The 14760-nt window shown below is 65.9% G+C and carries 11 protein-coding genes; 8 read left to right on the plus strand and 3 right to left on the minus strand.

Translation table 11 applies throughout. From position 1 onward, the window contains the following. Nucleotides 1-486: 486 nt before the first annotated feature. The 4 genes from DKM19_RS21980 (at nt 487) to DKM19_RS21995 (ending at nt 7089) form a co-directional block, all read left to right on the plus strand. Nucleotides 487-2694, plus strand: a complete 2208-nt coding sequence (locus tag DKM19_RS21980) for a transglycosylase domain-containing protein (RefSeq protein ID WP_239514379.1) — start codon at nt 487-489, stop codon at nt 2692-2694. A gap of 674 nt (nt 2695-3368) precedes the next feature. Beyond that, nucleotides 3369-4175, plus strand: coding sequence for a MerR family transcriptional regulator (locus DKM19_RS21985; protein ID WP_110697936.1), 807 nt, complete (start codon nt 3369-3371; stop codon nt 4173-4175). Next, nucleotides 4172-5185, plus strand: coding sequence for a BtrH N-terminal domain-containing protein (locus DKM19_RS21990; protein ID WP_110697938.1), 1014 nt, complete (start codon nt 4172-4174; stop codon nt 5183-5185). The genes DKM19_RS21985 and DKM19_RS21990 overlap by 4 nt, the downstream gene beginning before the upstream one ends. A 95-nt stretch (nt 5186-5280) precedes the next feature. After that, nucleotides 5281-7089 carry an alanine racemase gene (locus DKM19_RS21995; protein ID WP_110697940.1) on the plus strand — a complete coding sequence of 603 codons (1809 nt, stop codon included), beginning with the start codon at nt 5281-5283 and terminating at the stop codon, nt 7087-7089. A 149-nt stretch (nt 7090-7238) separates the two neighbouring features. On the opposite strand, the gene DKM19_RS22000 is transcribed toward DKM19_RS21995, so the two are convergent. Next, entirely contained in the window at nt 7239-7490 is a 252-nt protein-coding gene (locus DKM19_RS22000; RefSeq protein ID WP_110697942.1) for a hypothetical protein, read from the minus strand. A 220-nt stretch (nt 7491-7710) separates the two neighbouring features. Next, complete coding sequence (locus DKM19_RS22005; RefSeq protein WP_239514380.1) at nt 7711-8709, minus strand: alpha/beta hydrolase; 999 nt, start codon at nt 8707-8709, stop codon at nt 7711-7713. A gap of 800 nt (nt 8710-9509) precedes the next feature. Between DKM19_RS22005 and DKM19_RS22010 the strand changes: the two genes are divergently transcribed. The 4 genes from DKM19_RS22010 to DKM19_RS22025 all read left to right on the plus strand — a co-directional run bounded on the left by DKM19_RS22010 (nt 9510) and on the right by DKM19_RS22025 (nt 12879). Further along, on the plus strand, nt 9510-9977 hold the full coding sequence (locus DKM19_RS22010) for an SRPBCC domain-containing protein (RefSeq protein WP_110697944.1): 468 nt from the start codon (nt 9510-9512) through the stop codon (nt 9975-9977). Continuing rightward, nucleotides 9974-10336 carry a helix-turn-helix transcriptional regulator gene (locus DKM19_RS22015; RefSeq protein ID WP_110697946.1) on the plus strand — a complete coding sequence of 121 codons (363 nt, stop codon included), beginning with the start codon at nt 9974-9976 and terminating at the stop codon, nt 10334-10336. The genes DKM19_RS22010 and DKM19_RS22015 overlap by 4 nt, the downstream gene beginning before the upstream one ends. 398 nt (nt 10337-10734) lie before the next feature. Further along, complete coding sequence (locus tag DKM19_RS22020) at nt 10735-12132, plus strand: MFS transporter (protein WP_204358931.1); 1398 nt, start codon at nt 10735-10737, stop codon at nt 12130-12132. Between the two features lie 24 nt (nt 12133-12156). Next, nucleotides 12157-12879 (plus strand): DUF3500 domain-containing protein, encoded by a 723-nt coding sequence (locus tag DKM19_RS22025; protein WP_110697948.1) that lies wholly within the window; start codon nt 12157-12159, stop codon nt 12877-12879. Nucleotides 12880-13248: 369 nt separating this feature from the next. Here DKM19_RS22025 and DKM19_RS22030 read toward each other — a convergent pair whose 3' ends face one another. After that, nucleotides 13249-14679 carry an MFS transporter gene (locus DKM19_RS22030; RefSeq protein WP_110697950.1) on the minus strand — a complete coding sequence of 477 codons (1431 nt, stop codon included), beginning with the start codon at nt 14677-14679 and terminating at the stop codon, nt 13249-13251. Between the last annotated feature and the right edge of the window lie 81 nt (nt 14680-14760).

Below are 14760 nucleotides of genomic sequence, written 5' to 3' on the forward strand. Positions count from 1 at the left end.
ACCGACGAGGCGGCCGATGTCCTCGTGTAGTGCCGGGCGATCCACGGCGCGGCCCGCGACGGTACTCAATCCCTCACCGGTTCTCCGCTTGGGAGGCTCCCTCTCACCACCCGCCGGACACGCCTTCGGGCAGAAGTGTCGGGACATGCCTTCTCGCGTTCTCTGCGAGAGCAGCAGAGCAGGCTCGAGCCACCTTCACGCCGGACACCATCTGGCCAATAAGCGAGCACCCGCCAAACTCATCCCGAGGTCGAACCAGACCCAGGTTTCGATGCCATTTATTCCATTACGACGCTTCAACGGCAAACCCCGAAGGGCTTTTCAGTGCCACGCCTTCCCGACCCCCACCCAACGCCTCGTTGGACGCCTTTCCCTCATCACCCAGAACGGCAGTCTTTAGCTAACACGCTAAAGGACGGTTTAGCGCCTCAATCTAGGCTCATGTCAGAACGGAGTGAAGATCAATCAGGGATTGCATCCAAGATCATGCGGCTCGTCGCCATTGGGGCGGCGGTGGGTGTGCTGGTCGCGGGGGTCGCGTTGCCGGTCGTGGGAGGCGCGGGCCTGGGAATCATGTCGGCGACCAACGAGGTGAACCTCAAACCGGAAGACCTCACCGAGCCGCCGCCGGCCGAGGTCACGGTCGTGCAGGACGCCAAAGGCAACGAGATCGGGCGGTTCTACGAGGAATACCGCGAGGTCGTCAAGCTCGATGAGATGGCCGAGGTCATGAAGACCGCGATCATCTCGATCGAGGACTACCGGTTCTATGAGCACGGCGCGATCGACATCGAGGGCACGATCCGCGCGCTGGCCAAGAACCTGCAGGCCGGCGGGGTGAGCCAGGGCGGCTCCAGCATCACCCAGCAGTACGTCAAGCAGGTGCTGCTCAACTCCGCCGACACCGAAAAAGAGAAGAACGCCGCGCTGGAGTCCAGCTACGCGCGCAAGCTGAATGAGCTGCGGTATGCGATGGCGGTGGAGAAGAAGTACTCCAAGGATGAGATCTTGGAGAAGTATCTGAACATCGCCTACTTCGGGGCGGGGGCCTACGGGGTGGAGGCGGCGGCCAAGCGGTTCTTCGGGGTGACCGCGGCCGATCTGAGCCTGCCGCAGGCCGCGACGCTGGCCGGCGCGGTGCAAGATCCCAACTCCACCGACCCCAATCTGGGTAAGAAGAGCCGTGCGCTGTTGTTGAACCGGCGCAACGTGGTGCTGAACCGGATGGCGGAGCTGAAAAAGATCACTCCGGCCGAGCTGGCGGAGGCCAAGGCCACCAAGCTCGGCTACAAGGGCACGAAGCTGCCCGGTGGGTGTGAGTCCAGCAAGTATCCGTACTTCTGCATCTACGTCCGTAACGAGATCTTGAAGAACCCCGAGTTCGGCAAGACGGCCAAGGCACGTCTGGAGTTCCTCAACCGCGGTGGTCTGACGATCAAGACCACGATCGATCCGGCCATGCAGGCGGCGGCGGACAAGGCGATCAAGAAGTGGGTCCATCCCTCGGACAACCCGGCGGCGGCCGAGGCCTTGGTCCAGCCGGGCACCGGGGCGATCAAGGCCATGGCGACCAGCCGGACCTACGGCCGGAGCAAGGCCAAGAACGAGATCTCCTACAACCTCGTCGCCGACGCCGCGCACGGCGGCGGCCTCGGTTTCCAGGCGGGCTCCACCTTCAAGGCCTTCACGTTGATCACCGCGTTGAAGGAAGGCATGAAGATCGACGACGGCTTCACCGCCGGTGCCGGATATCTCGCTCCGGGGTATTCGGCGTTCAAGAACTGCAAGGGTGAGAACATCGGTGACCCGACGCACACCATCACCAACGATGAGGGCAGTCCGGGCTGGAAGACCTTGCAGACCGGCACCTGGGACTCAGTGAACACGTTCTTTTTGATGCTGGAGCAGAGGGTCGGCCTCTGCGACACGATCAATACAGCCAAGTCGCTGGGCATCCACCGCTCCGACGGAGACAGGCTCCGGGAGTTCGAGACGTTCACGCTCGGCACCAACGAGATGGACCCGGTGACGGTGGCCGGCGCCTACGCCGCGATCGGCGCCCGGGGCAGGTACTGCGCGCCGATGGCGATCAGCCGGATCACCGACCGCGACGGCGAGACCACCGCCTACAAGCCCAAGTGCCGTCAGGCGCTCGACCCCGGGGTCGCCGACGCGGCGGCCGACGTGCTGTCGGGTGTGTTCGACAAGGGCACGATGAAGGCCGTCGGCGGCATCGGCCGCGACGCGGCGGGCAAGACCGGCACCACCGACCTGAGCGCCGCCGCGTGGTTCGCCGGGTTCACCCCGGACCTGGCCGGCGCGGTCAGCATCGGCGACCCGCGCGGCTCGCAGGACCACAAGCTGAACGGCGTCACGATCGGCGGCCAGTACTACCCCTCGGTGTTCGGCGCCAGCATCCCGGGTCCGATCTGGAAGGACACGATGCTGGCGGCGCTGAAGAACGTCCCGGCGACGTCGTTCACCCCGATCGACGCGGAGCGGTTCGGCGGCTGCGGCGAGAGCTGCCGGCCCGCGCCGCCCCCCTCGGACAGCGGCGACGCCACCGGCGACGAAGGGCCCGGCGGCCTCACCGGCGCCAACGGCCCTGGCAACGCGGGCACCAACGACAACAACGGCCCGGCAGGCAACAACCGCGGCAATGGCCGTGGCGGCCCGAGACCCCCCGTCGGCTAGTACTCCAGTGACATGGGATCAGGGCGGGGTTCTGCGCTGGTAGTGGCATCGCTAGGCAATGGCTTGATGGCGGCGTCGGGCAAGAAGGGGACACCCCTGGTGGTACGGGAGTTCGACATCGGCTCGCTCAGGACCGACTTGCTCTCCGGCGACGTCCGGCAGAGCGACCGATACAGCATCACCGATCATCGGCACGATGATTACGCGGGAGGGAAGTGACCGCCATGAGAACCAGGATCGTCGCGGCCCTCACGGCGCCGACCGGACCATCGCCGTTCGGGGTCCCGGTAGCAATCGCGAAAAATCCAACGAACCCGCCTCTGACTTGCACTGCTGTGTCAAAAACAATGTCCATGACACGGTCCGGCACATCTACGCGATCGCTCATCAGCAAGGGCCGATCGTTGTCGAACCGCGTCCTTGTCTGGCGGGTCTATACGGTTACCTGGACATACTCCGAGGCGTCGCCCAGGGCGCGGTGGCCGCCACCGAACCGGGCCTCCGTCAGACAGTCCCACCGGCCAGCGGCGGGAGCCGGGCGGGGTCCAGGCCCGCGTGCCGGTACGTCACCCGGACGCCCGAAACGACAACAACGGCGAAGAGGAGTAGAGGCGGCCTTGGGCCATGAGTCCAGCGTTGGACTCTCCCACCGTGGGAGAGTCCACCATGATGGTGTGCACGACGAACTTCTCACCATCGGGCGCTTCGCCCGCCTGTGCCGGCTCAGCGTCAAGCAGCTACGGCACTACGACGAGATGGGGCTATTGGCTCCGATCCGCGTGGACGCCAGCTCCGGCTACCGCTATTACGCACCTGAACAGGCACGCGATGCCCTGACCATCGCCCTGCTGCGCGAGATGGATCTTCCTCTGGCGGTGATCGCCCAAGCCATGGCTGCCGAGCCTGAGTCCAGGGCACAGATCCTGCGCGCTGAGAGGCACCGGCTGGCCGAGCGGATCAGCAGGGACCAGGCCCGGCTGGCGATGCTCGAGCGGCTGGTGGATGGCGGCCTGCCCGGCTATGAGGTGACGATGGGCAAAGAGCCGGAGCGACGGCTGGCAGTGGTGCGAGCGGTCTGCACTCCTGCGGAGATCAGGGAGAAGGTCGAGGAGTGTGTAGGTCGGCTGCTGCCCGTGCTCGGCAAGGCGGGAATCGCATGGGAGCCGCCGCTGTGGGCGCTGTACCCGCTGGATCTGCAAGAGCGGATGAAGATCGCCATCGGAACGCAGACGCCGCAGGGGGAAGGGATGTCCGGCCTGGAGTTTGAGGTGCTGCCCGGCGGACCCGTGGCCGAGACCGTGCACATCGGGCCATACGCCCAGCTGCCCTTGGCCTACAACGCGCTCTTCGCCGCCATCCACGAGCGCGGCCTGCGCCCGCAAGCGCCCGTACGTGAGGCCTATCTCGTCGGGCCGGCAGAGGCACCGCAAGAAGAACCGATGACCCGATTGATCATCCCCATCCAGGAGAGCATGGCATGACCACGGCAATAGACATCGACGCCCGCGGTACGCAGCATTGTGAGACGACAGCTCTGGGGGTTCTGCTGCGGCACCAAGGACTCGATCTGTCCGAGCCCATGCTCTTCGGCCTAGGCTCCGGCCTGTCCTTCATCTACTGGGACAGCAAGAACATGGACTTTCCCTTCCTCGGGGGACGGATCAGGCCTTTCGAGCTCACCAGAAATCTGGCCACCAGACTCGGGCTGGAGCTCCTGGTCCAGGAGACCACCTCCCCTCGCAGGGCGTGGGAGAACGTGGCGGTCCCCATCGACGCCGGCCGCCCCGTTGGACTGCAGCTCGACAGCTACTACCTGGACTACTTCGGGTCGAAAGTGCACTTCGGCGGCCATGTCGTCGCCATGTACGGCTACGACGACCACGACGCCTACCTGGTGGACACCGACCAGCAGGGCGGAGCGGTCTCCACCAGCCTGACCAACCTCGCCCAGGCCAGGGCCGCGCGCGGCCCGATGACCGCCAAGCACCGGTCCTTCACCCTCACCGCTCCGAGGAACCTACCCTCCCCATGGGACCAGATCATTCCTGCCATCACCGCCTGCGCCGACGCCTTCCTCAACCCGCCCATCGCCAACGTGGGGCACCGAGGCATCGAAAAGGCCGGCAAGCTGGTAGGCACCTGGCTCCAGCGGATCGACGACCCGCAGCAGGACCTACGGCAGGCCGCCCTCTTGATGGAGAAGGCCGGCACCGGCGGCGCCCTATTTCGTAACCTCTACCGCGATTTTCTCGCCGAATGCACCCACCTGCTCGACAGCAAGCACCTGCGCACCGGCCACGGGCTGTACATCGAGGCGGCCACCCTGTGGACGGAAGCCGCAGCACTGATCACAAAAGCCGGTGAATCAGGCGATGCGCAGTGCCTCGTACAGGCAGGCGCCGTCCTCTGCGATCTTTCACGCATAGAGCGCGAGGCCATGCAGGCTCTGAGCTGCCTGGGGAGTGAGACCCTAAGCGCGATCCAGCCCTGACAGTCTTCAAAACCTTCGTTATCTCGCCGGGGCAGCTCTGTCATGCCCCTGTTTGAGCCTACAGCGGGCTCTCTTAAGGTAAAGGACGCCGGACCATGGACGCATCTCACGGCGGTGACGCCGAGTGCAAAGGCCACGACAGTCCCATCCTGGAACTGGATCTTGATAAAGTCCGGACGGCTATCTTAGATCTTCAGCGGACATTTCGGCTGAGACGTCTTTCCTACGCGGTGAAGGCGAACCCGCATCCGGGAGTACTACTGACGGTACGTGACTGCGGCGGATGGTTCGACATCGCCTCGGTCGGCGAACTCCGCCAGATGCTGTCCCTCAACATCCCCGCCGAACGGCTGGTTGTCGGTATGCCCGTACAGTCCATGGCCGACATCACGACGGCTCTGTCAGCTGGCGTGAAGTCATTTGTGGCGGACTCGGCCGAACAGCTCGAACGGCTCGCCACAGCTGGTGCGTCCAAGGTTGCGTTGCGCCTGTCGGTCCCGTCCCAGGGCAGCCGGTGGCCGCTGTCGGAGAAGTTCGGAGCTACTCCCGAAGTGATCAGCGAGCTGGCCCGACAGGCTCGTGATCTCAATCTGACAGTGGAGGCGATAACTTTCCACGTCGGTTCCCAAGCCGAATCTATACAGGTCTGGCGATCCGCCCTGCGATCGGTCGGACATGTGTTGCAAGAGCTTGACCAGGATGGGATCCGGGTTCCGCTCATTAACTTGGGAGGAGGCTTCCCCGTTCCCTACGAGGGATCATCTCCCCCGACCATTGAGGAGATCGGTGCCGAGGTCGATGCCGCCGTTGCAGAGGAACTGCCCTATCCAGTGGCTCTGGCCGCTGAACCCGGCCGATTCATCGTGGCGGCAGCTGGCACGATACATGCGCGGATTATCGGTACTGCCGTACGCAGTGACCGGCGCTGGCTGTACCTCAATGTCGGTTGCTACAACGGCCTTTTTGAGGCGGGCAGAACCGGAGGTGCCGTCAAGTTGCCAGTTCGAGCAGTCGATCATGGCACCGATTCCTGCGAATCGATGGTGCTGGCTGGGCCGAGTTGTGACGGCGACGATGTTATGGAAGAGCGAATGCTGCCAGCCGCAGTAACCACCGGCGATCGCATCCGGTTCGAATATGCTGGCGCCTACAGCCTGAGCTACGCCACCCCGCTGTGCGGCCTTAGCTCGCCCATCGTCCAGACGCGCACGACCCGCCACCGCGCCTCATGGCGGCAGCAGGTCAGCGTGGTCCGGCTGGCTTACGGTCAGACGGGCTATGAGGCGGCGTGCGAACTCGAGTTCAGTGTGTTCCGCCAAGCCGGGTTTCTGGATGACGACGGAACTCTAGACGACTTCAGGGATTATGGTCATCAGTCGGTGTTCACAGTTGTCGAAGAGAACGGCGAGCTCGTCGGCGCCCTGAGAGAAATCCTCTCAGGTAGCCGCCCCTTCAAGACACTCATTGACCTTCCCCTCGCCCCAGCCGGTGCGGCGCTCGTTGGTTCGATCACCCCAATACACCTGAGCGAGATCGGCACGCTAGCCGTCCGCCGGGATGTGCGAGGCAGGTCTGTCGCGGAGATTCTCTACGCCGCGTCGTGGGCCGCGACCATAGCCAGAGGTGGCACCCACTGGCTGGCAAGTATCGACGCCGGACTGCTTGAAGCGATCCGCACCGCATATGGAGTGTCTTTCGTCGAGCTCGGATCCGCGCAGGACTATTATGGCTCCCCCACTGTGCCGGTGCTTCTCGATTTGCGTGAACTGGTGATGCGGCTGTCCCCCATGCACCAGACGATGCTCGAAGCCTTCGCTACCACGCCCGTACTCGGCACACCTAGCCCCGATGATTCACACGGCTGGGTGGCTTCGCCCAGCCGTGACGGCTGCGTGATTTGTTGATCTTTGATTTGGTCTCTGGGCACGGCAGGGTGTTGAGCTGGCAGTCACGCCGGTGGTGCCGAGCAGTAGGCCCGGCACAGCGAAGATAGTCACGGTGCGCTACTGACAGTCTTGCCGCGAAGCAATGCCCAGCGATCTGTCGCTCAACATTAGTGGCGTGGCTGCAGCCGGTCGATGCCTCCGGGGTAGGCGTTGCCGAGCGCGACGATGACGTCCAGGAGCGCGCCGTACAACCGGCCGTGCTGCCAGTGCTGATGGGCGAACTGCCCGCCGGGCTCCAGTTCGCGGATGAGCTGGGCGAGCTGCTTCTTCCACTCGTCCACGGTCGACGGCAGACGCGGGGCGGCGACCGCCGCGGCCTGTTGTTGTGCAACCGGCGCGGGCCGGTAGCGGCTGGTCAACCGGAGCGCGCGTTGTCCCCGGGCCAATGGGCTGGGAGAGGATGTGGGCGCGCTCCAGTGGCCGTCGGCGCAGCCCTCCTCGCTCGCCGCGGCGGTCTCACCAGCGGTTAGAGGGCATGACGAGCATCGGAACGAAAGTCCCGTTGGCGGATGCCCTGGCTAACTATTTGCAAATCTCACCAATTGAGATCAGCTTTTGCCAGGCTCGCTGGCCAGCTGTTCAGGCCTTCAAGATGCGGCGCATCCAAGACGTACGGGCCGCCTTGGCCGCCTGGGACACGGCCGCCTGCGGTACGAATAGGTCGAAGCCATGAAACCCCCCGGACCAGACGTGCAACTCCGCCTGCCCACCGGCCCGCCAGATGGCCGATGCGTAGGCCACGTCCTCGTCGCGGAACGTCTCGACGGAACCAACGTAGATGAACGCCGGCGGCAGGCCAGACAGGTCCGTCGCCCTGGCGGGTGCGGCGTACGGCGAGACGTCCGGCCCTCCGCGCGCGTCGCCGAGGAAGGCCGTCCAACCGGTCTCACTGAACGTGTGGATCCACATGCCCTGGCTGGCCGTCTGCAGGGCCGACGAGGTGTTGTTGCGGTCGTCGAGCATCGGAGCCAGCAGCATCTGGCCCGCCAGCGCCGGGCCGCCGCGGTCCCGTGCGAGGAGTGCCACCGCCGCCGCGAGGCCGCCACCGCTACTCGCGCCGGCGACGACGATACGATCCAGGTCGATGTTCAATTCCGTCGCGTTCGCCGCGACCCACAGCAGACCGGCGTAGCAGTCCTCGACCGGCGCGGGGTGCGGATGCTCCGGCGCGAGACGATACTCGACAGAGATGACCGCGGCGCCCACCGAGGCGGCGAGATCGAGCATGTCAGGCAAGTTGGTGCGCCGATCACCCGTGATCATCCCACCGCCGTGCATACTGTAGATCGCCGGGGTCGGCGTCAGCGCACCCGTCGGGCGGGATACCAGCAGGGTGATGTCAGGGTCGCCGGCCGCTCCGGGCACCGTCCGTTCGAAGATCTGGAACTCGCCGCCCCGGCTGAGCTCATCGTCTGATATTGGCGCCATACCCGCGGGGCTTGAACGGAATACCGAGATCAGGTCGGGTGTGGTCGGCGACGGCATCATCTCAGCGAACATGGCAGCCGTCTCGGCGAGTTCTGAGTCGTCCGGAGGCGGAGGGCCGACGTGGTTGGTGGACGCGGTGGTGATGCTCACGGATGTTCTCCTATTCCGTGGCCGCAGCAGGCGCTGCGGTGCGGGTGGGTTGCGGGTGTCGTGCCGAGTCGGCTGATTTCGAGGACGAGACGCGGCTAGATCCTCGTCGGCTTCCGGACGCTCCGTGCGGTGCTCGCCGCGTGGACGCAGTCCGAGCCGGATGGAGACCACGCTGATGAGCCTCACGGCCCTCGTTCGGGCTGAGCGCGTGGTCGATACCCGCTCGGACCCTTCCGAGGCGTTGCGATCAGCGTGTCGTGCTCGAACAGTCTTCGTTCATCGGAAGGTTCTCTCACTGGCGCCATCCGATGCAACTACAGAGTTGCATGTCTTGCCCTCGAAGCGCAACTCTAGGGTTGCATGTTCGGTCGGCCCGACGCCGTCACAGCCTCGATCACCCAGCAGTTGGGCGCCCAGATCTCCACTGGTGTCCGTCATCTTGAATTCGCGGGTCACGGCGCTGGTGTGCCTGGGTTGGCAGGTGCTCGCGCTGGTCGAGAAGGAGGACGAAGCTCGATGTACAGGCACCGGGAACATACCGGCCTGGTCAATAGGGGATCGGCCCTGGGGTTCGCAGATGGCAGAAGCGGTCGTCGCCCGCCGGAGGCCGTAAGCCGGCGTCACCGAACGCGAAGCGGCCAGCCCCCCGATAGGCGTCGACATTGCCGACGGCGCGGCTACGGCGGTGTGCCCCCAGTCAAAGTGGCACCGCAGGGATGCAACTCTAGGGTTGCGCATTAAGGCCAGACGTGCAACTCTGTAGTTGCATAATGGTCCCGGACGGTGAAGGAGTCTTTCCGATGAACGAAGACCATATCGAACGCGACACGCTGATCGCGGCATCGCTGGAGCGGGTCTGGTCGCTGGTGGCCGAACCCGGGTTCTGGGTGTCGGAGGAGGCGAGCATCTGGGGAGGTGATGAGGCGGGCCTGGCCGGCGTGGTGGCCGGGGAGGGCGCGTCGATGGTGGCGAAGAACGCCAATCTCGGTGAGGTCGCGGTGCGGGTGGAGAAGGTCGAGCCGCCGACGTATGTGGCCTACCGCTGGTCCAGCGCGTTTCCTGGAGCAGAGTTGCGTGAGGACAACAGCACTCTCGTGGAGTTCACATTGAGCGAGGAAGGCGACAAGACGCGGTTGCGCGTCGTCGAGAGCGGCTTCGCGTCACTGAGCACTTCCGCAGAACTGCGCGACAAGGCGATCCGGTTCAATACCGAAGGCTGGCCTCAGGTGTTCGAGGCGGTCAGGAACCGCGCCGAACAGGCCAGGTGAGCACTCAGGAACGTCTCGGCGCCATCGAGGCGGTCGACAGCGTCCTGGTCGCCCTGGCCGACCCGACGCGACGTAACCTGCTCGACCTCCTCGCCGCGCAGGGCGAAGCCACCGCGACGACGCTCGCCGAAGGGCTGCCTGTTTCGCGGCAGGCGATCGTCAAGCACCTCGCTGTCCTGGACGCTGCCGGGCTGGTGTCCGGTAGCCGGGCAGGGCGGGAGGTTCGGTACGTGGTGCGGCCCACCGCGCTGGATGCGACAGCGCGGTGGATGTCCGCGGTCGCGGCCGGGTGGGACCGGCGGCTGGCGATGATCAAGCGGATCGCCGAGTCCACCGAACCGGATCAGGACAAGCCCTAGCTGTACCCACCACCAGTACATGTTCGACCCCGGCCGGGACACGGGACGATCGCCGTCACGCGTGGACCCGGCCGGTCCGGAATAAAACTCACGGCACCCCGTACCGGTGGGGTGGGCCCTAGCCTGCCACGAAACCGAGCGAAGCGGGACGCGGTGCGGGCTGCCCGGCCCGCCGACCGCACTGTGGATGGACCACTGCGGCCCTTGCGGCCCTTGTGGCACAACGCTGGCACGCTTCGTCCGTCGCGCCGCAAAGGTTCAGCAGCCAATCCGGCGGTCGGCAGGGCAACGCCCCAGGGACGCGTCTTCGACTGGCCAGATGTGACCGACGACCCGCCCGGGGACTAGTTCCATTTTGTTCACACCAGGTTCTTGAGAATGAGAAAGGGAACCGTCTCTTGACTACCGACACGGCTTCACCGGCCGGTTTCACCGGCCGGCAGCGGCTGATCCTGCTGATCCTGCTCGGCGCCGGATTCATGCTGTCCGTCGACTTCTCTATCCTGAACGTCGCGCTGCCGGAGGTGGGCCAGGGCATCGGGCTGGATCTGACGATGCTGCCCTGGATCGCCTCCGCCTTCGCCCTGCCCGCGGCGGGCTTCACCCTTCTCTTCGGCCGGTTGGCCGACCTGTTCGGCCGCCGCCGGCTGTTCCTCGCTGGCATGGCCCTGCTGGTAGCCGCCTCGCTGCTCGGCGGTTTCGCCACCAACCCCGAGATGCTGCTGGCCGCCCGCGCGTTCCAGGGCCTGTCCACCGCCATGTCCATCCCGGCCTCGCTGTCCCTGCTCACCACCACGTTCGAGGAGGGCGCGACTCGTGACCGCGTCCTGGGCCTCAACGGCGCGCTGCTGTCCGGCGGCTTCACCATCGGCGCGCTCGTCGGGGGCGCCTTGGTCAGTCTGCTGAGCTGGCGCTCGGCCTTCTTCATCAATGCACCCGTAAGTGTGATCATCCTCGCGCTCACACCGTTCCTGATCACCGAGAGCAAGGTGCCCGACCGGATCAAGCTCGACATGGCCGGCGCGATCACCGTGACCGGCGGTCTGCTGGCCGCCGTCTACGCGATCATCGAGCAGAGCGTCCTCGCGGGTGTCATCGGCATCGTGCTGTTGGCCGCGTTCTGGGTGATCGAGGTACGCGCGGCCGCGCCGCTCGCCCCGGTCCGCATCCTCAAACGCCCGACCGTCAAGTGGGGCAACTACGCCGGTCTCGTGGTGTTCAGCATGGAGACGGCGATGATCTTCATGATGACGCTGTACCTCCAGAACGTCCTCAGGTTCAACCCGCTCGTCACCGGCCTGATCTTCGGTGTACCAGGTCTGGCGGCGGTGCTCGCGGGTCCGGTCGCCGGTCGCCTCATCGGCCGCTACGGCTACCGCAAGGTGCTGCCGACGGGCCTGGCCATACAGAGCCTCGCCACGGTCCCGCTGATCTTCATCGGCTCCGACCGCCTGGGGCTGGCCGTCCTGATACCGGCGCTGCTCATCAGCTTTTTCGGGCACGTCACATCCATCGTGGCGTACACGGTCACCGGCACGTCCGGCCTGCCGAACGCGGAGCAGGGCCTGGCCACCGGCCTGACGTCGATGACCCAGAACGTCGCCATCACGATCGGCATCCCGATCCTGAGCACGATAGCCGCCACCCAGGCGTCGGAACTGAACGGTATCCACCTAGCGCTGACCGTGGACGTGATCGTCACACTCGTCAGCGTCGCACTTATCTGGATCGGCCTCCGGCCGCGCACCGAGCAGAGCGCAGGCGCCTCGGCCCTGGCCGCAGCGAGCAAGGTCTAGGGCGCAAAGACCGACCGCGTTTCGTTGAACCGCAGCGCTCCGGCTCGATACCGGAAAGGTGCCCCCGACCGACCGGCCGACCAGGCCCAGCCGTGCCCGCGGGCCGACCAGCACGCACGATTTCGGAGACGTCGTAATGAGCCCGTCTTCCTCGGGGCGGAACCTAACGAGATCGACGCGGGGTCGGTCGCCTTCACCGAACGCATCCGGCTCGCCCGCGAGCTGATGGGAGAGCTCACCGACGAGCAGCGCAGGGTCGCGACCACCTATGAGAGCCTGGTCGACCCGGCGATGCCTGAAGGGCGGGTGCACCCTGGCGACGAGCGGTACCTGGCCGGGGCCTTTCAGGACAACAGAGTCATTCCCTATGAGGGCGTCCGGGTGGCCGGGCTCTCGCAGCGGGCCCAAGAGCTGATCTGGCAACTCATCGCCCAGTACCAGTATGTGGGTATCCTGCCCGAGGGGCCGGCCAGAGCACGGATGCGTGAGATCCGGGCGCACCTGGCCGACACCTGGTTCTCCTGGATCGGCGGCCACGGGCCGGAGGATCCCTTCTGCTTCCGCGTCCAGAGCCCAGTGATCATCGCCGAGCTCGACCACCACTGCGGCGTCTTCCTCACCAACGACACTCCTCAGCCGTTCCACATCCACACCGTCATGCGCACGCCCAACGGTAACGACTACGGCCGGGCGCTGGTGCACCAGTGGCAATGCACGAAGGGAAAGACGCCACGCTCGCGTCCCTGACCGCCGCGCGCGGCGGCCGCCATCGCCAATGAGCTCGCCGTGCCGCAGAAGGAGCCGGTCGTGTTCGGAGCCGCACGCAGCGGCCCCGGGCGGCACCGTGCCGGCCCCCCGTCGAGCTGCATCCCGCCCTCGGCGTGCGGAGCCTGCCGGTCCTGAAACCGGCAGGTGCACCCGGAGAACGCGTCGTCGGATTGCTGATGGGCATCGGCGCCATCGCGCCCATCGCGGGAGCCCTGCGATGACAACAGCGGCACAGGACACACGCTGGTTTCGGCGATTATGGCCGACCGGTTGCGAGGTGAGCCGCAGCGCAGACCGAGAGCTCGTGTACTCGTGCCACCCGGACAGCAGAGGCCGCGCCGGTCAGGGTCAGCCGGAAATTTCCTCGAGGGTGCGCAGGCGGGTCTCCGGGCCCCATTTGGCCATGGTCAGGAGGCCGAGGAAGGCGACGACGGCGAGGATGGCGAAGACCGCGCCCGCTCCGCCATGGCCGCCCAGCAGGAAGCCGAACACCAGCGGGGAGACGATGCTCGCGATCCGGCTGAAGCTGCTGGTGGTCGCACTGGCGAAGCCGCGCATCCGGGTCGGGTAGAGCTCCGTGGTGTAGAGGTAGAGGCTCACGGTGGGCAGCATGATCCCGATGGTGAGGATGACGCCGGTGGCGAAGAGCACAGGCCAGGAGGTGTGGTGGAACACCAGCAGGTTCACGGCGCCGAACCCGGCTCCCAGGATCGCGACCACGAATCCGATGAGGAAGGTCCGCCGTCGGCCGATCTTGTCGACGAAGCTCGCCACGACGTATGACATCGCCAGCTGGATGGCGCCGAGCAGGACGGTCAGCAGCAGGGAGCGCGACGGAGGCAGACCGCCGACCGATATATACATGCTCGGCAGCCAGACGGTGAACCCGTACGTCACGAAGAAGGTGCAGAACCAGATGCAGGAGAGCATCGCGGTACGGCCGCCGTACCTGCCTTGGAAGAGTTCGCTCAGGCGCGTCTTCTGCGGCGACAGCGATCCAGGAGAGACGACAGGAGGCTCCAGCGTGTGCCCGGCGTCGGCCGCCTCCTGCTCCATGCGCCGGACGTAGACCTCCGCCTCCGCGAAGCGGCCCTTCTCGGCGAGCCAACGCGCCGACTCGGGGAGTGCGAACCAGGCCACGACCGCCACGACCAAGGGGAGGGCGCCGATACCGAGGAGGATACGCCAGGTGTTTTCCGGGCTTGTCGTCGAGGTGAGGATCAACGCGATGAGCGGGGCGAAGAACAGGCCCCACGTGAACAGCGCCTGGTACAGGACCGAGACCCTGCCACGGCTGTGGCGGCCGAGATATTCATTGACCAGCGTGGCGGCGATCGGCACTTCGGCTCCGAGTCCTATCCCCTGCAGGAGCCGGAAGACCATGAGGCTGTCCGCGCTCCAGGCGAGCGCGCACAGTACTGCCAACACGCCGAACACGGCGATGCTGACGATGAATGCCTTGCTCCGTCCGATGCGGTCGCTGAGAACGCCGATCAGGAGTGCGCCTACGAACTGCCCTGCGTAGCCGGCGCTGATGATCAGCCCCGCTTCGCTGAAGCCGATGCCGAAGGTGGTGACGACCAGGGGAAGAACGACGGCCAGGCTGATGGCGTCGAACCCGTCGAAGAAGGTGCCGGCGCCCACGATCGACGCGAGCTTGACGTGGAACCTGCCGGCGGGGATCCGATCGATGCGCGCGGCGATGGCGGATGGGTCGGCGCCGGCGGAGGGCTGGGCGGAGGAGGACCCGGTGGGAGGTGCGGGTTGGGATGTTGCCATGGGGATCTCCTGAGTCTGCGGAGCAGCAGTCCGGCTTCGGAGGGGACCTGGAGAGGTGCCGGAGCTGTGGGGCGGCCCGCC

Source organism: Streptosporangium sp. 'caverna' (assembly GCF_003203775.1).
GTDB classification, from domain to species: domain Bacteria; phylum Actinomycetota; class Actinomycetes; order Streptosporangiales; family Streptosporangiaceae; genus Streptosporangium; species Streptosporangium subroseum.